Source organism: Pseudomonas sp. PS02303, assembly GCF_029959925.1.
Classification (GTDB): domain Bacteria; phylum Pseudomonadota; class Gammaproteobacteria; order Pseudomonadales; family Pseudomonadaceae; genus Aquipseudomonas; species Aquipseudomonas mandelii.
In genome coordinates, this window is the sequence record NZ_JASCOM010000046.1 from 1 (window position 1) to 22,779 (window position 22,779).

Genomic DNA, 22,779 nt, shown 5'->3' on the forward strand with positions numbered 1-22,779 from the left:
GTCGGATCGCCGCCCACTCGCTCTTGAAGGATCCATGTCGTTAACAAATTTTGTGAATGACTCCGGCCCATAGGAGCGAGCGGGTGGCGATCCGACTTGCCCGCGAAGCTTTTATCCACAGATGATTTTTCTAGCGCAGACTTGACGAAGTTTCGCCAATAGGTTTTGATTGCTTCCGTTATCTTTCGAATCGAAACTTACTCGCTCATGTCGAAACGCAATACACCCCAACGCCGCCACAACATTCTCGCCTTGCTCAATGAACAGGGCGAAGTCAGTGTGGACGAGCTGGCCAAGCGCTTCGAAACTTCCGAAGTTACGGTTCGCAAGGATTTGGCTGCGCTTGAAAGTAATGGTCTGCTGCTACGCCGTTACGGCGGGGCGATCACCATGCCTCAGGAGCTGGTAGCCGACATCGGTCAACCGATTTCCAAATACAAGCAAGCCATCGCCCGCGCCGCTGTTACGCGGATTCGCGAGCATGCTCGGATCATCATCGACAGCGGCAGCACCACCGCCGCCATGATCCCGGAACTCGGCCAACAGCCGGGCCTGGTGGTGATGACCAACTCCTTGCACGTTGCCAATGCGTTGAGCGAACTCGAACACGAGCCGGTGCTGTTGATGACCGGCGGCACCTGGGACCCGCATTCCGAGTCCTTTCAAGGCCAGGTCGCCGAGCAGGTACTACGCTCTTACGACTTCGACCAGTTGTTCATCGGTGCCGATGGCATCGACCTGGTTCGCGGTACCACCACCTTCAATGAATTGCTGGGTCTGAGCCGGGTCATGGCTGACGTCGCCCGTGAAGTGATCGTGATGGTGGAGGCCGACAAGATCGGCCGCAAGATTCCTAATCTGGAGCTGCCCTGGAGCAGCGTCCATACCCTCATTACCGATGAACGCCTGCCACTAGCGGCACGCGATCAGATTCAGGCCCGCGGCATCAATTTGATTTGCGCGGCTGTCAGTCAGGAGAAATAGCATGTGTGGAATTGTCGGCGCAGTCGCAGAACGTAACATCACCGCCATCCTGCTCGAGGGCCTCAAGCGCCTGGAGTACCGTGGCTATGACAGCGCCGGTGTGGCGGTCTTCACCAACGACGAAAAGCTCGAGCGCATGCGTCGTCCGGGCAAGGTCAGCGAACTGGAAAACGCGTTGGAAGCCGAACCTCTGATCGGTCGCCTCGGCATCGCCCACACCCGCTGGGCCACTCACGGTGCGCCGTGCGAGCGCAACGCGCACCCGCATTTCTCCGGCGACCTGGCCGTGGTGCACAACGGCATCATCGAGAACCACGAAGCCCTGCGCGAACAGCTGAAAGCCTTGGGTTACGTGTTCACCTCGGACACCGACACCGAAGTCATCGCACACCTGCTGAACCACAAACTCAAGGACCTGCGCGATCTGACCGTGGCCCTCAAAGCCACCGTTAAAGAACTGCACGGTGCTTATGGTCTGGCCGTTATCAGCGCCGATCAACCAGATCGCCTGGTGGCAGCGCGCAGTGGCAGTCCGCTGGTGATCGGTCTGGGCCTGGGTGAAAACTTCCTCGCTTCCGACCAGTTGGCCCTGCGTCAGGTCACCGACCGTTTCATGTACCTGGAAGAAGGCGATATCGCCGAAATTCGCCGCGACAGCGTGCACATCTGGGACGTGACCGGCCAAACCGTCGAGCGCGAAAGCGTGCAGTACCGCGACGGCGCTGAAGCAGCCGACAAGGGCGAATTCCGCCACTTCATGCTCAAGGAAATCCACGAGCAACCGGCCGTGGTTCAACGCACCCTCGAAGGTCGTCTGAGCCAGAACGGTGTCTTGGTGCAGGCGTTCGGTCCACAGGCTGCCGAGCTGTTCGCCAAAGTGCGCAACGTACAGATCGTCGCCTGCGGCACCAGCTACCACGCCGGTATGGTTGCCCGGTACTGGCTCGAAGAGCTGGCCGGTATCCCGTGCCAGGTCGAAGTCGCCAGTGAATTCCGCTACCGCAAAGTCGTGGTGCAACCGGATACCCTGTTTGTCACCATCTCTCAGTCCGGCGAAACCGCCGATACCCTGGCTGCCCTGCGCAACGCCAAGGAACTGGGCTTCCTCGCCAGCCTGGCGATCTGCAACGTCGGCATCAGCTCGCTGGTGCGTGAATCCGACCTGACCCTGCTGACCCAGGCCGGTCGCGAAATCGGCGTGGCCTCCACCAAAGCCTTCACCACCCAATTGGTCGGCCTGCTGTTGCTGACCCTGTCCCTGGGTCAGGTTCGCGGCACCTTGGCCAAAGGCGTCGAAGCCACCCTGGTTGAAGAACTGCGTCGTCTGCCAACCCGTCTGGGCGAAGCCTTGGCCATGGACAGCACCGTAGAGAAAATCGCCGAGCTGTTCGCCGAGAAGAACCACACCCTGTTCCTCGGTCGTGGCGCGCAATTCCCGGTCGCAATGGAAGGGGCCCTGAAACTCAAGGAAATCTCCTACATCCACGCTGAAGCCTACCCGGCCGGCGAACTGAAGCACGGTCCGTTGGCGCTCGTGGATAACGACATGCCCGTGGTCACCGTGGCTCCGAACAACGAACTGCTGGAGAAGTTGAAATCCAACCTCCAGGAAGTCCGAGCCCGTGGCGGCCAGTTGATCGTCTTCGCAGACGAGAAGGCTGGCATGACCAACGGCGAAGGCACCCACGTTGTCCACATGCCACACATCCACGACATCCTGTCGCCAATCCTCTACACCATCCCGCTGCAGTTGCTGTCGTACTACGTGGCCGTGTTGAAAGGCACTGACGTTGACCAGCCGCGGAATCTGGCGAAGTCGGTGACGGTGGAATAAGTTATCCACAGCTGACTGAACACTATGGTTTTTAACAATAAAGATTGACACAAAACAATAAAGTTTGACACTGACGAACATAGATTGACACAAGGCTCAAACCCCCGTATCTACGGGGGTTTTCCTTTCCAGGCTTTCCCTTTGGTCTGGAATCATCGCTTCAACTTTCAGCGGGTGTAGTCTAGAAAACGTTTTGTATACGGCCGCTTTGCCGGTCGTGTCCTTCTACGACTTTTTCTCGGCGCGAGGTGAAGCGGTCCGCATCGACTGAGGAGGCGTGGGTTGCGAGGTCGTAAGTTTGCATCACAGCAGGACATTGAACGGCACATTGCAAATGGATTTGGCGAAGGCGCCGGGGCAAGCTACGTGCCTTGGCTGCGGGTACAAGATGTCCCGTCGATAGGTCGTTCGCACAAGATTCAAGGCGTGAAGATCGAGAGGATTCATCACCTCCTGTCAGATCTCGAGCGTTCGTACTTCCTTGTGTGTGAATTTTCTGAAGACGTCGTGGATATACGGGAGCAATACCCTTTACTACCCACAGAGCGTGCGCAAGCGATAGCGTCGGCGATCGATGTACGCTATCCAAGATACCCTAGAACAACACTGCCTTATGTGATGACAACAGACTTCCTGTTAACTGTTAAGGACCCGAGCGGAAACTTCAAATCGGTAGCTAGGACGGTGAAGTATCGTTCCGATTTAATTGGCAATGGAAGTAAAAGAACGCTTGAAAAACTTGAAATTGAAAAGCGTTTTTGGGAAAGCCAAGGTGTTGATTGGAAAATCGTAACAGACGAGTTTTTTACACGAGATTTGATTAAAAATCTTGGACTAATCAGGAGGTACTCGAAGCTCTCTCGTGATTTAATGAAAGCGCCGTTGCATTCGAGTTTTATCGAGTGCCTTGTAAACAGCCGGGAATATTCGTGGACCTTGGCCACCTGTCTAAGAAAAATAGCATCACTTCTGTCCATTTCCTATATAGACGCTCAAGCAATTTTCTTTCATCTGGTTTGGAACAAGATACTGAAAATCGATTTGGTTAACACTCCTCTCCACCTTACTGGTCTAGTTCCTGGCTTCGAAGTTTCACCGGGCCCTGTCCAAGTATCGTTGAAGGAGAAATTATCATGACTGTTCTCGTTAATGACGTTTTCGAGCCTGTAACCGATCTGTCGGTCATTGCTACGATAGCCAGGCTCCTTTACCAGGATGAAACGCATGACTTAGCAGTTTTGATGGATCTAGCTGACCCACCCCGGCAGCCGTACGCGGTTGGTCTGGATGAGCTGCGTCGCTCGATAGCGTCTGGTCACACCAAACCAGCAGCCATCACCACGCCCGAGTTTATGCTTGTGCTTGAGGAACAGTTGGATGAGAGAGCCAAGCAAGGCCGGGACGAAAAGTGGGCCGTCATCGCCCCTCTATTAGATCCTGAATACCCGGGACAAATATTTGTACGAGGTGAGTTAGGCCGGCTTGTTAGCAGACGGGCGTCAGAGCTCGGAATCCAGCGGAAAACGATCTATCGGCTTCTTTACCGATATTGGTTTTATGGTCAAGTTCGCAACTCATTGCTTAATAATTATACGGCGGTAGGTGTTGCCGATAGAAAATATGATCCGAGCAGGCCACCAGGGCGAAAGCCTAAATTTCAAGGCGTTCTTACTTCGCCTTCCAAGATGCTCAGTGCAGTTGATAAACGATGCATCCGTGTTGGATATGCTCTTTATGTAAGAGATAAGAAATCATCTATTTCGAGCGCATATGACGAAATGTTGAGACGATTCTACTCTGTTCGAGACATCTCTAAAAACAGTGAAGAAGAGCTTCGTTTGTTGCCTGGTTCAGAACTCCCCAGCTTGAGGCAGTTCCAATATTGGGGACAGATTTTTTTCGACGAGATTGAAACCGAGCGTGGCCGTAAAGGGTTGAGGAGGTGGTTAAAGGATTGCCGTCCGCTTTCAGGTACCGTTCGAGATTGGCTGCGTGGACCCTGTCATCAGTTCGAAATCGACGCAACGATTGCCGATATTTATTTGGTCAACAGCTACTCTAGACGGATGCTCATTGGTCGGCCCGTTGTTTATATCGTAGTGGATAGTTTCTCCGGAATAATTGCTGGTCTCTATGTAGGATTGGAGGGCCCTAGTTGGAATGGGGCGAGACAAGCGCTGTTCAACGCGTTTACCTCCAAAGTCGAGTTCTGCGCTCAGAACGGCGTTGACATCAATGCAGATGATTGGAATTGTCACCACCTGCCCCACCAGATTTACGCCGACCGGGGAGAGATGCTGTCACTCGCAGCAGAGGGGTTATCCTCAGGGTTGGGAATTGAGATGGGCACTGCCCCACCTTATCGGCCTGATTGGAAGCCTATGGTAGAAAGTCGGTTTGGCATTTTGAATGATTTGACGGGTATCAGGTGGCTACCTGGCGGGGTAGCTGCGCGGGACAAAGAGCGCGGCGAGCGAGATTACCGGCTCGATGCCACGCTGAACCTCAAAGAGTTCACCCAAATCCTCATCAATTGCGTGCTCCACTATAACCGTCACCATCGACAGCCTGACCGACTGACTCAAGCGATGATGAATGACGGCGTAGAACCTACGCCTAACGGTATATGGAATTGGGCCTGCGACAACGACCTGATCGAATCCAACAAACGTCCCGACGAGCTGGTTTATCTCCACCTTTTACCGCGTGAGCGCGCGACCGTTCAAAAGGGCGGAGTGATGTTTCGCGGCATGCACTACGTGTGTGATATGGCCATAGAGAAAGATTGGTTTGCCAAGGCTCGCAAAGGGGGCGTTTGGTCAATAGAGTGTTGGTTCGATCCGAACTCTGCGGCACACATTTGGATTCAAGGAGAGGCCAAGCAGTTTATCCGTTGTGATCTTCGACGATCGGATGCCGGTTACGCGAATTATCGCTCGGACGAGATTTTTGATCTGCTCGAAGCCTATCGCCAAAAACCGCCTACTCGCCGTCGAGCTGAGCTGGAAAGCCGTGTGCAGCTTAGCGATCAGGTCCACCAGATCATCAGTCACGCGCTCGCAGAACGAAAACAGGAACCTGCTCCGCCTACTAAGGCAGAGGCCACTGGACACATCCGCGAGAACCGCGCAGAAGAACGTCTCCGTGAGCGTGAAAATGCGGTTGTTCCTGAAGGCGTGAGGGTGGAGCCAGCTTCACTTCAATCTGAAACGACACCGAAAGCGCATGATTCATATGCCGGCGAGCGCACCGCGCAGGTTATCGATTTGCTCAAAAGAATTCGGCCAGGACAGGCAAAATGAAAGGTGCACAGACGTTTGCCAATTACGTCAGACAGGACATTAGTGAGTACGCGGGTAACCCGCTGATCGAAGCTTTGCCTCCGATATTGTCGGAGGCGGCGGCTGTTGAACTGATCTCGAACTTTCCTCAGCCGGTGGATCCGAAAGAGCTGACGCTCGAAGGAGCCACTCGAATTCACTGTATCGACAGGCTGAGAACCGTCGTACAGCCGTTCTTGCTACATCTGGAACTGGAGGCCCTGTTCTCACTGCTCATCCGTCGAGGGTATGTCGGGCGTAACCCTATGTCGCCCGCTACCGTCCGGCATTTGCATTCTTTATCGGGAGCTCAGCGTTACCACGATGCGTTCAAGTCCACTGCAGAAACGTTTACCGTCGTCGGCCTGAGCGGCATTGGCAAGTCGACGGCGCTCCACGCCATCTTGAGCCTTTATCCACAGACAATCCGTCATGAGCGCTATGAGGGAAAGCAGTTTGTTCATACCCAAATCACATGGCTGAAGCTTGACTGCCCTCGGGATGGATCGCTGGCTGGATTTTGCCAGCAGTTTTTTTATGCGGTTGGTGACGCTCTAGGAGATAAGGACTACCACAAGCGCTACAGGCATCGAAACATCAATGATGCGCTGCAACAGATGGAGCAGGTGGCCAGCACGTTTTTCATCGGCGCCTTGTTGATCGACGAGCTGCAAAACCTCCACCTGGCGAAAACCGGTGGTAAAGAGAGCATGCTGAATTTTTTCCTGCACTTGGTAAACAACATCGGTATCCCGGTGGTTTTCAGTGGCACGAACTCGACAATTAGCCTGTTCTCAGAAGCCATGCGGACTGCCCGCCGAGTTTGTGGTGCCGGTACGCTCGAATTCAAACGATTCGAAAAGGATGATGAGGAGTGGCGGTTGTTGGTCGAAAATCTCTGGAGCTATCAGTGGTGCAAGCAGACTGCCGAGCTGACCGACGAGATTTTTGACACGCTGTATGAACACACTCAAGGCGTGACAGATTTCCTGGTCAAGCTGCTGGTATTGAGTCAGCGTTATGCGGTCCAGAGTGGCTCGGAGTGTTTGACTGCCGAGGTCATGGTGAAGGTAAGCAACTCAAAAATGCAGATTCTAAAGCCAGCCCTTTCAGCCCTGCGTAGCCGTGATCCGAAGCGGATGCGACAGTTTGACGATTTGCTGCCGATTGAGGATCAACTGAGCGAAATGATGGTCTTCGATGGATTGGCACGAGAGGATCGCCTCACCTTGCTTCGAAGCGTTGTATCCCGTGAGAAACCGGCAGACCCATCTCCAACCATTCTTGCGAAAGATCACCCATCGCCGATTGCTACTGCTGTGGAAAACTCAGAGGCTAAAGCGCTTAGCGAACATGACGCTCCCCTCGACGCTCTGCGCGCTGCGGGCTGGCTCAACGAGGACCTGTTTGAGTTCTCACCGATGTATCACAAAGCGTGAGTAGGAGGGGGGTGAAGTGCAGCTTAAACTCCATTTCTTCCCCGCCGCGTTTCCCGACGAGACGCTGCACAGCGTGATTTCTCGTTATGCCCGTCTTTGCGGTGTTCGTAATTGCCAAGCAGCATTTGCCGGACTGAAATCGGCGGCAGCTTTTTCGCAGAATGTGGCATTCCCGAGTCACTTAGGGGATTTTGTCGACGCGCTACCCAGCGGTACCGAGCTATCGGTAGCCGACGTCCTGATGCGCCACACATTACTACCCTATTACGCGCCGTTTTTGAGGGGGAGCCAGGTTGAACACGCTCGGACGCTGATGACCGCTGGTGGTAAAGGCTTGATGTTAAAGCTGGGCGTCAACGCGAGCCGTATTGGATTCGCCTCCCGAGTGCGGTTATGTCCAGAATGTATCGCCCAAGATCAGGCTCAACGGGGAGTCGCTTACTGGCACAGGGTCCACATGCTTCCAGGCGTGCTGGTATGTCCGCATCACGGTACGTCACTCAGGATCCTTGATCCTCGCTGGTCCAGCCGCAGCTCTCGACAACTCAATCTGCCCAGTGATGAGAATGTGCAAGCACACACAGTACTTCTCGACACCCCGTTGCGGTGCATGCCACCGCTTCACGAAATCGCGTTGCGCTCACTTCAGGTCCTCGAGTCTGAAGTCACTGCTTTGTCGGCGGAGGCGGTGCGCTTCACGCTTTTACACAGGGCAACGCAGCTCAACCTTGCTTCTGATAACCATCGCTTGCACCTGCACTTGCTGGCGCAGCACATGGCCGATTTTTTTGCCGCACTCCCGCGAGAATGGGAATTTTCTATACTCGGAGATGTTCGTGCAGGTACACCCGCCTCATGGGTCACGAAGCTGCTTCGTACGCCTATAAGCTCTCACCATCCGCTCAAATACATCTTATTGGCCGGTGCTCTGGGCGTTGAAATGGTGAGCTTGCTGCATGGTCAATGCCCTGTGAAACAGGCGGTGGCATGTGATCCGAAAGCTCACATTCGGCTTCACGCGCGCCTTTCTCCGGTGATGCCTGGTGAAGGCCTGGACTGTTCGTCAGCCGCTGTGTGGGAACATGCTCTTGAAGGAGCTGATGCCAAAAAGATCGCTGCCGTTCTAGGCGTTTCATCAGCATATGTCTATCGTCACATCCGAAATGTACCCGGCGGGCAAGATGCTTGGAGGGAGGCGCGATTTCACATTGAGCTATGCGCAAGACGCGCGGCTTTCGAGGCTGATTATCGATTGTACAAAGCACATGCATGCAGGGGGTATGCGTGGCTGTATCGTCACGACAGACAGTGGCTTTCGGAGTCAACTGCAAACCCAAGCCCCCATCGTACGCCCCGTCTGAATAGCGCCGAAATGTTCGCTGCCCTCGATGCGAGACTGTCCGGCGAAGTCCGTCAGTGTGCCGACACGCTTTATGCTCTCGCGGGTAAGCCTGTCCGCATTTCGCGTACCAGGATTGGTCGGGAGCTTCATGTTCTTTCTCGCTTCGAAAAGCAGCTCTGCAAGCTTCCTCTCTGTGCAGCAATGCTCGAAAAAGTATGTGAACCAATCGAAGGCTTTCACGATAGGCGTCTGCAATGGGCTAGACGCCAATTGTTCTCGGAGGGCATGCCTATATCACGTTCTTCGCTCTACAGAGTCGCGAGCATTCGGCCCCCGCTGTAATCCAGCCGGGCATTCTCTCCATCTAAAAAAAGTTCTAAATCAATTCACCGTGAACACATTGTTTTTCTGTTAATGAAAATTTGCACCCACGAGAATAGCGTCGGCATACGCTGGATCATCACAATCATCATCTAAAACGTACTAACCCGCGATCACCCGAAATAGTTTTGCAATCGCCATTGGCTGACCTACACGGGTTATCGATACGTGTTCTGTATTTCAAGGAGTACGGGCGCGGCGGGGTTTAGATGAATTTACTACGATTCAAAATTGAGCGGCTGTGTCATTTCCAAATCCAGACCGGATACAGAATTTTACGGGTTGCATATATACTGCCCCCGGATGCACGTTCTCTTCGACCCCTACCTTTAATTGGTAAATGATGTCTGATCTATTATTTTTTCCCGTGTCGATGCCGGATGAAATGCTGCACTCTCGTGTCACCCGCTATCACTATCTGTCAGGCAATAGAACCGCGACAGAAACCTACCGCGATTTGTTCGCATCGAAACCCTTTTGCATTGGTGGCATCGTACCCAAGCAGATCGAGAGGCTCGCACACAGGCTGCCGGGGCAATCGGAGAGCAATCTCGCAGAGCTGATCAGTAGCAATACTACTTTTCCTGCTTACCGGCCGTTTCTTGGGGTTAAGCAGGGGCCGGAGAACAACGAAGGACCGCTGGGTTATGACGGGGTGGTACGGGTGCCCCGCAGAGAAGAGTCCACCCATGGCAAGGCTAAGCTTTGTCCTACCTGCGTTCAGGAAGATTTGATTGAGCGGGGTTCTGCCTACTGGCATCGATCTCACCAGATACCCGGTGTTGCCGTCTGTTGGCGTCATGGCGACGCATTGATCCATGCCTGCCCCGAGTGCTCTCGCCCGTTCTACCGTAAATTGAAGCTGCTTCCCAATCTGACTGAGCCATGCGCATGCGGCTGGAGCCCGTTAAACAGCGCAGCAATACACAAGGGGTCAAAGATGGAACAGAAAGTCGCTCTGTTCGCACACGATATCCTGCAACGCAATATCCCTCCGATAGGCAGTACGGTATTAAGTTCGTGCTACGTCCGCCAATGCAAGAAACGCGGATTCATTTTCGGAAAAAATGCGGGTATCGCAAAACTATTCGACAGCATCCAAAGCGCTTACGGCGATGAGCTTTTGGCGCAGATTGATCCAGCCTACAACACCGGAAAGCATGAGCAATGGATCCGGCTCAAATCAGATAAAGGTCAGCTAAATATGCCGCTCGCGCGGCATTTGATCATTGCTCTTCATTTGTTTTCCAGTGCAGATGGCTTTGAAGAGGCTCTGAAGAATGAGTCTATTCTGCTGAGTGCCGCTGTTTCTCCGCGAGCGCCCAAAGTCGAAGAATCGCGTCTTAGTCAAAAAACTAGATATCGCCAAAAAATCGAGTTGCTTTTAGCGCTACGTACCGATGCCAATATCGAGTACCTCTGGAAGAAGGCGTACAAACCTACGCAATGGATTCTAGAAAATGATAACGCATGGTTAATGGCAAAACTCCATGCCCCTAAAAAAGCTACAGTTAAGGTCGAAAAGTCCGTCGACTCAAGAGACGACGCCTATGCAGCCCTTATCGAAGCGGGCGTAGATGAGCTGTATAAAGTTACGAAAGATCCGAAGAGAGTGAACATTCGGAATTTGCAATCGCTGCTCCCAGGTTCGTTACCTCATGAGCTGGATCTACGCAAGCAGAGGTTCCCTCTTACTTATCAACAGATCAAGATTCATCAGGAGTCAGTATGGCATTTTCGTCTAAGAACTTTGGTGTGGACTGTCTCTGAACTCATCAGGATGAAGCTCCCCGTGAATTACTCGACGGTAAGATTGACCTCAGCGGTATCAAGCAAGGTTTTCCTGGTTTTTTGCAGTTTCTTCGAGTGGGATCTGGAAAGCCTGGCAAGAACCGGGGTCGACGCGGAGGCCCTGCTCAGGTCTACCGGCGTATCGAGGAATTGGGAGGGACCACCGGTTCAAATAAGCTTTTGAGGGCATCTTTGTTCCGTCAGCGTCTGCCAACCTTTGGTGTTAACAAAAATCCCATCTGGCTTGAAAGCGTAAATGCGGGGTAGCGTCCACCTTTCACATTAGTAACCTTCGCGGCAGCTTTCTGAAAGCTTTCACTTGTTACTCTTTAACTCAGTAAATTGAGCTTTAGGAGAAAATCATGAAAGCAATGACAGCAGTGAAAGCGTTTTGCGCCGCTTGGATTTTGACCTTATCTTCATTAGCCATGGCTGAAGGAGGCGGTGACCGCGTGTATGGTCGAATGATGCAAGAGAACCAACAGGCAATGGAACAATATGCCTCAAGGAACGGTAAGACTCCTCCTGAAATTGTTCATTATGAATATGGTATGAACCTCGATATCCAGAAGGTCGTCAGTGTCACGCAAGCCAATAAAACCTGTGGGGTTGCCCCTTCGCGCATGACCTATGAAGACTCTACGGGCAAGCTTAACACCGTGGAATATAAGGTCATGGCCGACAACTGCCCCCATGGAAGCTAGACAATGAAATTATTTAAGAACTGCATAATTCTCCTTTGTCCGAAACTAGCTTACTGCTCGCTGACGTAGAAGTAATTTTCAGGAAAGCCTGAAGTTATCCATTTTATGAAATCATTCCGTCAGTCGAAGGGTTTCTAACGTGCAGTAAACAATTGCTCGACCACCTGATACATCCCGCCTCCTTGTTTTTCCTTTGGTTTGGGAGGTGGTTTAGGCGCCCTAGTGGCGCCTTTTTTACGTTCGAAATGAGCTATGTCCTCTGCACGGCCATGACCTTCACCATGCAGGAGTGAGATTAGAAGATCAGTTTTCGGGGTATTCAGCAACGACGTGGTCTGTGCCTGCCTTTGACAAGCCGATTACGTTATACGCGTCATGTTTCCCGTCCACTTCCATTCCTGGGGAGCCGGCCGGCATGCCTGGAACGGCAATCCCGAGCAGGTCATCACGTTTGCTCATCGCAATGATTTGCTCGGCGGGCACGTGACCTTCAACAAACTTTCCGTTGATGGTTGCTGTGTGACAGGACGAGAGCTCAGGAGAAATCCCGAGACCGCGCTTGATCGCGCTCATGTTGGTTTCCACGTGATCAACGACGGTAAAGCCGCTGGCTTCAAGGTGCTGGACCCATTTCTTGCAGCATCCGCAATTAGCGTCGCGATGTACATCGATCGTCAATGGCTCTGCTGCGTGACTGGCTGAACTGATGAACAGAGCCACGAGAGCAGCGAGACGAAGTGCCCGTCTGCGACGAAGAGAATTATTTCGCATGGGTATGTTCCTTCCCATCAGTATGTGTATGTGATTTGGGCTGTACGGTTGGAGTCGGGGCCGCATCATCTGAAGCTTCCCTACCCTTATGATCGGCGTGGTCCGCAGGCTCCTTTGCAGACGGCGCTGCGGAGGGGCCATGGGCATGTGCCGTGTTTTTCTCGTCATCATTAGCGCGGACTTCCGCCCTTTGGTTGGCAGCACCTGCGCCACTTTGCCCCTGGGTCGTTCCATGTTGACCCTCATGGTTGTGCATCACGCTTTCGCCACCACCGTGTTGATGGCCACCGCTACTCGTGATCAGGGCTTTGTATTGCTCTGTATCAAGTGACGGAAGCTGCTGGAGAAATGCGACCATCCCCTATATGTACGGATCGGCCATGCTTTTGCCCCACGCGGGCATGCCGGTGGATTTGATGCCGTGCTTGATGATCCAAAAAGCTGCGGCTGGGTGCCCATCGACGCCCAGTTTTGAAAGGTTCGGAGGTGCGGGGTAAAGGCTGTTACTCAGTTCGGTGCCTGTAAGGCCCGGAGCCAAATGGCAACCGACACACATCGAGTTGTAGTTGCCAGCACCTTCACGGATGAGGGCTTCTTGGCTCAGGTCGGGGACCTGAATGTCGCGCGAGCGCACTTCGATCGAGCGATCCCGAGCAATAGAAAGTAGCGCGTAGACAGGGGCAGAGTGGGGATCATCCGCCCCGACATTGATCACGCCGAAATATACCACGCCGGCAGCCGCTGCTACGGTGGCCAGACCAGCAGCTATCAGTGCCTTCAGTGTAATCTTCATGCCCGGTTCTCAGAACCACATCCGGATACCGGCGACAAAGCGTGCCTCGCTGGCATCTTCACCTTCCTCACGTGCAAAGTCTGCCGTATTGCCATAGGAACGGCTCCAACTCACCCCGATATAAGGGGCAAATTGGCGGACAATCTCATAACGCAATCGGAGCCCCACTTCGGTGTTGGCTAATCCGGACCCGATGCCGCGCTGAGGGTCATTCTTCCCATAAAAATTGACCTCGGCCGTCGGCTGCAAGATCAATCGATTCGTCAGCAGAATGTCGTAATCGCCTTCCAGTCGAGCAGCCGATTGACCGTTCTCACCGATGTAGGCAGTCGCTTCGGCCTCGAAGTTGTAGAGGGCCATGCCCTGAATGCCGAGTGCGGCCCAGGTTTGAGGAGACCCTGGTTTGAAATCCTGTCGTACACCGGTGACGACGTCCCACCACGGTCCGATGGAGTGCCCCCAGAGCGCGGATAATTCAGCACTTTCCGTCACGCCATTGGTACGTTCGCCTTCCGAGCGCAACCACAGTCGATCAATGTCACCGCCGATCCATCCTTTCGCATCCCAAGCCAACGCACTACCGTTGTCAGCATCCTGGTATTCAAACTTATCCAGCAGCATGAAAGAGTTGATTGTTTTGTCGTGGACACCATGACCAGCGACATCTGGAAAGGCGGCTGCACGGTCAGCATCGGTAAGTACGGGGACAGGGGTTCGACTGGTTGTCGTCGTCCCTTCATCCATACTTTCCATGCCGGTCATTTGACCGTCGTCCATTTTCATCTTGCTGTGGTCCATAGCCCCCATGTTGCTATGGTCCATCGCTCCCATGGAGCCATGGTTCATCTTCGAGTGATCCATCTCTTCAGCGGCGTGAGCCACGGCAAAGAAGACAGGACTCGTAGAAACTGCCAATACCATCAACGTTGGGCGTAAAAAATTCTTGGTCATGATCTCAATCCGCCTTCTTGTTTTCATGGTCATGATCCATCGACTCATGGCGCATCTTGGTATGAGGTATCGTCGCGTGATTCGGCGTTGCCTCGTTTGACGTGGTCGCAGTCTTGTTCGGCGCATCCGCAGAAGTAGCAGGTGAAGGATCACCACGTTCTTCGACTGCCAATGCTACGCAGGAGAATCCACCCATCAGGCCAAAAGCAAAGAGGCAACCGATCAGCGATTTACGATTTAGGTGTGTGCTCACAGATCGTCTCCTTTACTCATCAACCCGTACTTCACGGAACATGCCCATTTCCATATGGAAAAGCAGGTGGCAGTGATAGGCCCAGCGACCTAAAGCATCGGCGGTTACTCGATAGCTGCGCTTGGTACCCGGTGGCATGTCGATTGTGTGCTTACGTACCATGAACTTGCCGTTTTCATCTTCAAGGTCGCTCCACATTCCATGAAGGTGGATGGGGTGCGTCATCATGGTGTCGTTTACCAAGGTGATGCGAAGACGCTCCCCGTACTTGAGACGAAGGGGCTCAGCATCAGAAAATTTGATGCCGTTGAAGGACCAGGAAAACTTTTCCATGTGACCGGTCAGATGCAGCTCAATGGTGCGATTGGGCTCTCGGCCATCAGGGTCCTGGAAAGTGCTCTTCAGATCTGAGTAAGTGAGCACCCGTCGACCGTTGTTCCGCAAACCGATACCTGGATCGTTCAGTTTTGGCGTTGGGTTCATGGCCTGCATGTCAACCAACGGGTTGTTGGTTTCGGACGCTGGGTGAGATTGCATCTCGCCTCCCATACCGCCCATCCCTGCCATCTGGCTGTGGTCCATGCCGGCCATGTCGGACATGTCGCCTTTGTCCATCCCCGCCATCTTGCTGTGGTCCATGCCGGCCATGTTGGACATGTCACCTTTGTCCATACCTGCCATCTTGCTATGGTCCATGCCGGCCATGTTGGTCATGTCACCACTGCCCATGCCGGTCATCCCGGTCATGTCACCTTGGTCCATTCCCTGCATCTTGCTGTGATCCATGCCAGCCATACCTGACATGTCACCCTGTTTCATATCGCCGCCGCCCATGCCAGCCATGCTGCCATGGTCCATGCCAGCCATACCGCCCATGCCCATGTCATCCATGGTCAACAGCGGACGCGGATCGATCGCCGGTACCGGTGCTTTCAGTCCTTCACGAACTGCCAAGGTCCCCCGCGCATAGCCGGTTCTATCCATGGACTGGGCAAAGATTGTGTAAGCCTCCTCGGTGGCAGGCTCAACAATCACATCATAGGTTTCTGCCACGGCGATTCGGAATTCATCGACACTGACTGGTTGGACATATTGGCCGTCGGCCGCCACCACGGTCATTTTCAAACCAGGAATGCGAACATCGAAATAGCTCATCGCTGAGCCATTGATAAAGCGCAGGCGTAGCTTCTCGCCAGGCTTAAAAATACCGGTCCAGTTGCCGTTCGGCGCTTGGCCATTCATGAGGTAGGTGTAAGTATCCTCGCTGACGTCTGCCAGATCAGTTGGGTTCATTTTCATTTCGGCCCACATTTTCCGGTCGGCGACGGCAGCAGACCAACCTTGCTTGCTGACGTCGTCGATGAAGTCGCCCACGGTACGTTTGTGGTGGTTGTAGTAGTCCGATTGTTTCTTGAGTTTGGCCATGACGCGCCCAGGATCCTCATCGGTCCAGTCAGTCAGCATCACCACATAGTCGCGATTGTATTGAAACGGCTCAGGCTCTTTCGAATCGATGACTATTGGCCCGTAAACACCTGCCTGCTCTTGCAACCCAGAATGGCTGTGGTACCAGTACGTGCCGTTTTGATGCACCTTGAACTTGTATTCGTACATGCCGTCGGGCGCGATGCCGTGGAAGCTCAAACCCGGTACGCCATCCATGTTGGCAGGCAAAATAATGCCGTGCCAGTGGATGGAGGTGTCTTGATCCAGACGGTTCTTCACGCGCAGAGTGACCGTCTCCCCTTCGCGCCAACGCAGCAAAGGCCCCGGCAACGAGCCATTGATGGTCATGGCTGTGCGCGGCGAGCCAGTGATGTTTACCGGCGTTTCACCAATAAACAGATCAAATTCGTTGCCGGTGAGGACGCTCGGCAGGCCGGGACTGGTCACTGCCCATACAGGAGTGCGCCACAGACCAAGGCCACCAAGGATGCCGCCGGCGGCCAGGCCTTTAACGAATGTCCGTCTAGAGGTTTTGGAATGCATGCCGTTTATTTCCAATCAGTCAAAAGGGAGCCGTTCAAATCAACCCGTGAGTTGGCAAGATGAGCTTCGCGTACCGAAAAAAAGACGAATTTTTCATTGCAAGCGAGCTCAGAAATTGCCACATCTAAACCACCTTCGTGATTACATTTCTGTCAGCTTGGCCGCGTGCCTGATCGTTCAGCAGTTTTTATGGTCCATCGCTTTGGCTTTGCTTTCAGCGACAGGCGGTTGAGCGCTCTGCGTTTGAGCTACCTGGTACGATTCCATCGAATTCGTCCTGGCCACTTCCATACGTGCGAAAGTCCGGTCACCACCGCCTTCAGCCATGGCCAGAGTGGAAACAGTCAGCGCTGCGACGACGAACAAGGTTTTGATGGTGTTCATATGGGCTACCTCAGATGTGTGAAAATATCCCCTCTGAATCACATCATGGATTGGACTCTTTGGGGGTGAGCAAAAGACTCAGTTGGACTATAAGAGACACCCCCTGTCAGGAAGCTTAGGCCAATATTACAGTTGTGTCAGTTTGGAATATTTTTCTTGAAGTACACGCTATTTAATACGTATGGTCTCCATCTTTTCGCATTGCGCGACTTTTATTGAATATAAGATTGAAGTGTAATCATTGCTTTGGGTTCCATTAATTCTCACGGAGGCGATGTTCTAGGTCTCTGCATTAAAATTAATAGGAGACTTGAATGCTCTGCTGCAACAGCTGGGTGTTCAATGATCAAAGAAGATAGTAATGCCACCGAGGGTGATTAATTGTGAGTATTAATTTTGAGAAAGCATTAGGCTCCGCAGAAAGAGCGTTAGTTTATCGTGGCCAAAGAGCTGAGATCTTAAGTAACAATATCGCGAACGCTGACACTCCGAACTTCAAAGCCCAAGACTTGGATTTTTCTACTGTGCTCGCCAGCCAAACCAAAGAACCTGCTACCACTGCGTTTTCTTTGAAAACAACAAACGCAAAGCATTTTCTTAAGAAAGAATCGGCGGTGGCTATATACGGGCGCGACTTGCTTTACAGCACGCCGGCTCAGCCTGCCTTGGACCAAAATACTGTCGATCAGCAGGTCGAGGTCGCGAAATACACGGAAAACGCGATACGTTTCGATGCCGCTTTTACTCGGCTAAATGGAGCATTCAAGGGTTTGCTCAAAGCTCTGCGCGGTGACTAGCAGCATAGGCGCATGCGAGCCAACTTTGGCCGATACAGCGGCTCAGGTACTTTCGGATTCAAAGGTATTCACCATCAGACGACGCTCTACTCAGGAGCAGGCGTCTCCATTCAATGGCTGATCTTGGAAGGAAAACCAACAGCCTCCACAGCTTTACGGAGCTGTTCAGCGTTTTCGCTACTTTCAACACTCACCTTACCGGTTGATCGATCGACGGAGACCGTAGCGTTGTCGTCCAGTGCCTGGATCGCTCTGGTGATTTTGCCGACGCAGCTGCCGCAACCAATGCCTGATACATCTAAGACGACCATGTGAATTACCCTCGTGCTGAGCGGTGTCTTTTCCCCGCAGCGACAGCATCGACGTTGACACCATGGCAAGGTCAACGATTATCTAATCAAAGCCGTGAGCGCAGATTTCGAGAAGTTTTACGGGACTTGACCACTCGGCTGCTAATTAGCTCGCTACCATTTGAACGGTTTCCAGGAGTGCGCCCTATTGTTCTCGTCGGTAAAGGTCGGCTAACGGCAACATTGCGGCTCTCTCGCTTGATCCAACGATTTTGTATGCCTCTCGTTTCGTCAACGGCTTTGATCTGTCCTCCCGCGAACCTTGCATAGGTATAGGGGGGAGGCCTATCATGCGACCCTATATAGGTAGGGGGGGTATAGCGTGGGTCATATCGCATCACACAAAGACGATCTTCTTAAACGTGTAAAACGTATTGCCGGGCAAATTCAAGCTGTTGAACGAGCATTGGAATCGGACTTCGACTGCGCCAAGACACTACATCTTGTTGCGGCCACTCGGGGTGCCATCAACGGGCTGATGGAGGAGATCATCGAGGATCACGCACGAGCACATGTCGCGAACCCCGCGCTCAGCGAAGAAGAGCGTAACAAGGGCGTCGAAGAGCTTCTTGAAGCTATCCGCCGGTACTCCAAGTGAATGCATCCAGGTAAACACGTATGAGCAGGACCGACATCGATTACACACACGACCACGTGTTTCTAGGCTCAGCGCACGATGAGAATGCCAAGCGTACGCTTTGGGTTGTAGCACTCACGGTGGTAATGATGATCGGGGAGATCACCGCCGGCTATATCACGGGTTCGATGGCGTTACTGGCCGATGGCTTCCACATGGCAACCCATGCCGGCGCATTGGGCATCGCGGCGGCCGCTTACGGATACGCAAAACGCCACGCTACCAGCCAGCGCTACAGTTTCGGTACAGGAAAGGTTGGAGACTTGGGCGGGTTCGCCTCGGCGCTGATTCTTGGCATGATTTCGTTGGGCATTGGCGTTGAATCGTTCATGCGTTTGTTGCAGCCAACACCGGTTCAGTTTGGCACCGCGACCCTCATCGCCGTTGTCGGTTTGCTCGTCAACATTGTCAGTGCCCTGCTGCTGGGTCATGGGCATGGGCATGGGCATGGACATGGACATGGGCACGACCACGATCACCCTCATGCCCGCAACGGAAACGACAACAACTTGAGGTCCGCCTATGTCCACGTCGTTGCAGACGCGCTGACGTCGATTCTGGCCATCGCTGCCTTGCTTGCCGGTCGATATCTGGGTTGGGTGTGGCTCGACCCGGTCATGGGTATCGTCGGCGCTATCGTTATCGCGCGTTGGGCCTGGACCTTGATGGGGGTAACTGCGGGCGTGTTGCTCGATCAGACCGACGCGCACGTTGCCGAGGAAATCCGCGAACTCGTTGAGAAACCTGGTGGCGCTACCATTACAGACTTGCACGTTTGGAGGGTGGGACCTCAAGCGTGCGCGGCGATCGTCAGCGTTCTAGGTGAAGCCACTGTGAACGCCGAGAGCATTCGTGAGCGTCTCAAAACAGTTCACGAAGTCAGCCACCTGACCGTCGAGTTCCGGCAGACATGACTCAGCGCCTGTCCAGCACAACCTCTATAGGACACACCGATGCCGCCCGGTAAACGTGAACTGGCTCGGATCGAGCGCCAGTTGATCGTCACGCTCACCGACGCGTGCGAAACAGCAAAGGACGAGATAAAGGGGTTTATTTGGCTCACTCACACCGCTGACCTAAGTGCGTTGGCTGAAACCCTGAAGGTCATCTGGGTGTTCGAAACCCTGGCTGACAGGAAGCGGGCCGAGATTGACGCGAAGGCCCGCATCTTTGAGTTGACGGCGATCGCCTTGAAAGAGGCCAATCTTGACCTGCCTGTTTCAGACCGCAATGTCCGCTTTGACTCGGAGCAAGAGTGCCAACGCACGCACATAGGCGACTGGAAACGTCGCGTGGCTCAACTACATAAAGCTAAGGGGGACTGACCATGGCAAAAGAAATCGAGAATCCTTGTATCTCGGTTTGCCAACTCAGTGGTGATCTGTGTGTGAGCTGCGGGCGGAATAAGGAAGACATCAGAAAGTGGAAGCGCATGAAGCGGCCCGAAAAAATGGCCGCTGTGCAAAGGGCGAATGCGCGCTTAAAGGGATTGAAGAAAGCACATGGATCGCCATTCCCCCCGAGTTAAAACCGCTGCAATTTTGAAGGTCAGTCAACTCGGGTATTCCTCAGCCTCAATGCATTGAAAACTACCGACGCGGAACTGACGCTCATGGCTATGGCAGCGATCATTGGCGACAGGAGGTGCCCCGTCAATGGATAGAGCAAACCAGCGGCAAGAGGTATACCCATTGAGTTGTAGAGAAAAGCAAAGCCCAAATTCTGGCGCATGTTTTTAACTGTGGCGACCGAAAGAGCTCGTGCTCGTAAGATCCCCATCAGGTCACCTTTGACCAGCGTGAGTTGCGCGCTATTCATCGCCACGTCAGTCCCCGTTCCCATGGCTATCCCCACATCTGCTCGCGCCAGGGCCGGAGCATCGTTGATACCGTCACCTGCCATGGCCACTTTTCGCCCGTGTTGCTGTAGGTCTGCCACCAGACGTTCCTTGTCTTGGGGTTTGACTTCACCGTGGACCTCTTCAATCCCCATCTCCCTGGCGACAGCCCGAGCGGTAGTAAGCCCGTCCCCAGTAGCCATGATGATTTTCACGTTGTGAGCCTTAAGCTTGGTGACGGCCTCTTTTGAGGTTGGCTTGATCGGATCTGATACGGCCAACAAACCTGCCAATGCGCCGTCGACGGCGAGGTAGATAATACTGATGCCGTCAAGTCGCAACACCTCAGCGCGCTCTTGTAGGGAGTTGGTGCTCACGCCTGCGGCTTCCATCAACGCTGTGTTCCCCAGCTGGAGCTTCTTGCCATCGACAACGCCACTGACGCCGATACCCGAATCCGACTCAAAGGATTCGGGCTTGGTGAGCTTTATGTTCTCGGCTCGGGCGTGATCGACGATCGCATGTGCTAAAGGATGCTCACTGCCCTGATCAAGGCTGGCAGCCAGGTGAAGGACGTCGTCGGGATTGAAGGTGGGAGTGGCCTCCACGCTGTGAAACACGGGCCGTCCCTCTGTCAGGGTGCCTGTCTTGTCGACAATCAGCGTGTCGATTCTGCAAAGGCTTTCAATTGCACTGGCATCTCTGAACAAAACACCCATGCTGGCTGCTTTACCTGTCGACACCATGATCGACATAGGCGTAGCAAGTCCCAACGCACAGGGACAAGCGATGATCAGCACGGCGACAGCGTTGATTAGACCAAACACCCAACTGGGCTCAGGGCCGAAAAGCCCCCAACCGATAAATGTCATTATCGCAATCGCGATAACACCCATCACGAAGTAGCCGGCAATCGAGTCGGCCATTCGTTGCATCGGCGCCTTGGAACGCTGAGCTCTCGCGACCATCTGTACGATCTGGGACAGCATGGTTTCGGCACCGACCTTCTGGGCCTCCATCACCAGGCTCCCATGCGTATTCAGCGTGGCGCCGATCAGGCTATCTCCAGCTTTCTTCATTACCGGGACTGGCTCGCCAGTGAGCATCGACTCATCCACCGCACTTTCACCCTCAAGTACCGAACCATCAACTGGCACCTTTTCACCCGGTCTGACCCGTAAGTGGTCTCCCAGGTGCACATGTGTGAGAGGAATGTCTTCCTCCTGGCCATCGGCATTGATCCGGCGTGCAGTTTTGGGCGAAAGGCCGAGAAGAGACTTAATGGCGGCGGAAGTTTGTGATCGGGCTTTGAGCTCAAGGATCTGGCCAAGCAACGTGAGCGAGATGATGACCGCTGCCGCTTCGAAGTAAACGCCGATACGTCCATCTTGCATGAAATTGGAGGGAAAACTTTGGGGGAAGAGCGTTGCTATGACGCTGTACAGATAAGCTGCGGCGGTGCCCAACCCAATCAGAGTCCACATGTTGGGACTGCGATTTTTAACCGAGGCCAGTCCCCTTACAAAAAAAGGCCATCCTGCCCATAAGGTCACGGGTGTCGCCAGAGCGAACTCGATCCAGTTTTGAGCCGAACCATGAAGAAGTTGTAACGAGTGACCCGCCATCGCGAGCACGGTTACGACCACGGTTAAGGGCAGCGACCACCAGAAGCGGCGATTGAAATCCCGGAGTTCAGGATTTTCTTCTTCATCAAGCGCCGGCATGACAGGCTCTAGTGCCATGCCACATTTAGGACAGTTACCGGGGCCGGTCTGCCGTATTTCAGGATGCATCGGGCACGTAAATTCAGTGCCCGTTTGTACCGCAGACTCCGGCGTTGTGCTGCCTGACTCGTTGCGCACCACGTGGCCACTGTAGCGCTCAGGGTCCGCTCGAAACTTCTCCTGACATTTCAGGCTACAGAACCGATACGTCTGTCCTTGGTAAGTCTCAGCAAATTTACTCGACGAAGTGACTGCCATTCCACACACCGGGTCATGTAGATCAGCATCATCCCGGGAAGCAGCATGGGTGTGATTATGGTCGTGATGGCCAGAGGTGGTAGGCATGTCTATTCCCCTTGTAAGGTGCTACTAGAAATGAGCATATTCAGTACAACGCTGATTTGCGGCTCCACAGTGGTGCGGTGATGTTTCCGCACGGACCCCGGCTGAGAAGCGTTGCTATGTTACTTGCGACTTAGCGTAGCCAACTCTTGCGTC

General features: G+C 53.6%; 20 protein-coding genes and 1 pseudogene. 13 read left to right on the plus strand and 8 right to left on the minus strand.

All coding sequences use genetic code 11. The features are described 5' to 3' along the window. Nucleotides 1–207 precede the first annotated feature (207 nt). The 8 genes from QMX98_RS13370 (at nucleotide 208) to QMX98_RS13405 (ending at nucleotide 11,795) form a co-directional block, all read left to right on the plus strand. On the plus strand, nucleotides 208–984 hold the full coding sequence (locus QMX98_RS13370; protein WP_282410882.1) for a DeoR family transcriptional regulator: 777 nt from the start codon (nucleotides 208–210) through the stop codon (nucleotides 982–984). A gap of 1 nt (nucleotide 985) precedes the next feature. Further along, nucleotides 986–2,818 carry a glutamine--fructose-6-phosphate transaminase (isomerizing) gene (gene glmS, locus QMX98_RS13375; RefSeq protein ID WP_282410883.1) on the plus strand — a complete coding sequence of 611 codons (1,833 nt, stop codon included), beginning with the start codon at nucleotides 986–988 and terminating at the stop codon, nucleotides 2,816–2,818. A gap of 282 nt (nucleotides 2,819–3,100) precedes the next feature. Then, nucleotides 3,101–3,955, plus strand: a complete 855-nt coding sequence (locus QMX98_RS13380; RefSeq protein ID WP_045061250.1) for a TnsA endonuclease N-terminal domain-containing protein — start codon at nucleotides 3,101–3,103, stop codon at nucleotides 3,953–3,955. After that, nucleotides 3,952–6,120 (plus strand): Mu transposase C-terminal domain-containing protein, encoded by a 2,169-nt coding sequence (locus tag QMX98_RS13385; RefSeq protein WP_282410884.1) that lies wholly within the window; start codon nucleotides 3,952–3,954, stop codon nucleotides 6,118–6,120. The genes QMX98_RS13380 and QMX98_RS13385 overlap by 4 nt, the downstream gene beginning before the upstream one ends. Further along, entirely contained in the window at nucleotides 6,117–7,577 is a 1,461-nt protein-coding gene (locus tag QMX98_RS13390; protein ID WP_095160024.1) for an ATP-binding protein, read from the plus strand. Before QMX98_RS13385 ends, QMX98_RS13390 begins: the two co-directional genes overlap by 4 nt. Nucleotides 7,578–7,593: 16 nt before the next feature. After that, complete coding sequence (locus QMX98_RS13395) at nucleotides 7,594–9,261, plus strand: TnsD family Tn7-like transposition protein (RefSeq protein WP_169836536.1); 1,668 nt, start codon at nucleotides 7,594–7,596, stop codon at nucleotides 9,259–9,261. Nucleotides 9,262–9,643: 382 nt separating this feature from the next. Further along, on the plus strand, nucleotides 9,644–11,275 hold the full coding sequence (locus tag QMX98_RS13400; RefSeq protein ID WP_243753519.1) for a TniQ family protein: 1,632 nt from the start codon (nucleotides 9,644–9,646) through the stop codon (nucleotides 11,273–11,275). A 187-nt stretch (nucleotides 11,276–11,462) separates the two neighbouring features. Next, entirely contained in the window at nucleotides 11,463–11,795 is a 333-nt protein-coding gene (locus tag QMX98_RS13405; RefSeq protein ID WP_282410886.1) for a DUF2790 domain-containing protein, read from the plus strand. Between the two features lie 303 nt (nucleotides 11,796–12,098). On the opposite strand, the gene QMX98_RS13410 is transcribed toward QMX98_RS13405, so the two are convergent. From QMX98_RS13410 to QMX98_RS13435, 6 genes and pseudogenes are all read right to left on the minus strand, one after another. After that, a complete protein-coding gene (locus tag QMX98_RS13410; protein WP_032872163.1) occupies nucleotides 12,099–12,566 on the minus strand; it encodes a DUF411 domain-containing protein in 468 nt (155 codons plus the stop codon). Further along, nucleotides 12,556–13,359, minus strand: a pseudogene (locus tag QMX98_RS13415) (cytochrome c). Before QMX98_RS13415 ends, QMX98_RS13410 begins: the two are co-directional and overlap by 11 nt. Nucleotides 13,360–13,368: 9 nt before the next feature. Next, nucleotides 13,369–14,310 (minus strand): copper resistance protein B, encoded by a 942-nt coding sequence (locus QMX98_RS13420; RefSeq protein WP_081376980.1) that lies wholly within the window; start codon nucleotides 14,308–14,310, stop codon nucleotides 13,369–13,371. 4 nt (nucleotides 14,311–14,314) lie between these two features. Continuing rightward, nucleotides 14,315–14,563, minus strand: coding sequence for a hypothetical protein (locus QMX98_RS13425; RefSeq protein WP_131670796.1), 249 nt, complete (start codon nucleotides 14,561–14,563; stop codon nucleotides 14,315–14,317). Between the two features lie 12 nt (nucleotides 14,564–14,575). Next, nucleotides 14,576–16,552, minus strand: coding sequence for a copper resistance system multicopper oxidase (locus tag QMX98_RS13430; protein WP_019816896.1), 1,977 nt, complete (start codon nucleotides 16,550–16,552; stop codon nucleotides 14,576–14,578). Between the two features lie 177 nt (nucleotides 16,553–16,729). Then, nucleotides 16,730–16,936 (minus strand): co-regulatory protein PtrA N-terminal domain-containing protein, encoded by a 207-nt coding sequence (locus tag QMX98_RS13435; RefSeq protein WP_019816895.1) that lies wholly within the window; start codon nucleotides 16,934–16,936, stop codon nucleotides 16,730–16,732. Nucleotides 16,937–17,319: 383 nt separating this feature from the next. Between QMX98_RS13435 and flgB the strand changes: the two genes are divergently transcribed. Then, on the plus strand, nucleotides 17,320–17,733 hold the full coding sequence (gene flgB / locus QMX98_RS13440) for a flagellar basal body rod protein FlgB (RefSeq protein ID WP_019816894.1): 414 nt from the start codon (nucleotides 17,320–17,322) through the stop codon (nucleotides 17,731–17,733). Nucleotides 17,734–17,843: 110 nt separating this feature from the next. On the opposite strand, the gene QMX98_RS13445 is transcribed toward flgB, so the two are convergent. Continuing rightward, entirely contained in the window at nucleotides 17,844–18,044 is a 201-nt protein-coding gene (locus QMX98_RS13445) for a heavy-metal-associated domain-containing protein (protein ID WP_019816893.1), read from the minus strand. A gap of 361 nt (nucleotides 18,045–18,405) precedes the next feature. Here QMX98_RS13445 and QMX98_RS13450 point away from each other — a divergent pair, with 361 nt between their 5' ends. Genes QMX98_RS13450 through QMX98_RS13465 form a run of 4 tightly spaced genes read left to right on the plus strand, consistent with a single transcriptional unit; the run spans nucleotide 18,406 to nucleotide 20,248 of the window. Beyond that, nucleotides 18,406–18,681 carry a metal/formaldehyde-sensitive transcriptional repressor gene (locus QMX98_RS13450; RefSeq protein ID WP_019816892.1) on the plus strand — a complete coding sequence of 92 codons (276 nt, stop codon included), beginning with the start codon at nucleotides 18,406–18,408 and terminating at the stop codon, nucleotides 18,679–18,681. A gap of 20 nt (nucleotides 18,682–18,701) precedes the next feature. Beyond that, nucleotides 18,702–19,634: a CDF family Co(II)/Ni(II) efflux transporter DmeF gene (gene dmeF, locus QMX98_RS13455; protein ID WP_282410885.1), complete on the plus strand. Its 933-nt coding sequence runs from the start codon at nucleotides 18,702–18,704 to the stop codon at nucleotides 19,632–19,634. Nucleotides 19,635–19,673: 39 nt separating this feature from the next. Continuing rightward, entirely contained in the window at nucleotides 19,674–20,045 is a 372-nt protein-coding gene (locus QMX98_RS13460) for a hypothetical protein (protein WP_045061253.1), read from the plus strand. Nucleotides 20,046–20,047: 2 nt separating this feature from the next. Continuing rightward, entirely contained in the window at nucleotides 20,048–20,248 is a 201-nt protein-coding gene (locus tag QMX98_RS13465) for a DUF1289 domain-containing protein (RefSeq protein WP_019816980.1), read from the plus strand. 20 nt (nucleotides 20,249–20,268) lie between these two features. On the opposite strand, the gene QMX98_RS13470 is transcribed toward QMX98_RS13465, so the two are convergent. Next, entirely contained in the window at nucleotides 20,269–22,626 is a 2,358-nt protein-coding gene (locus QMX98_RS13470) for a heavy metal translocating P-type ATPase (RefSeq protein ID WP_024014913.1), read from the minus strand. Nucleotides 22,627–22,779 lie beyond the last annotated feature (153 nt).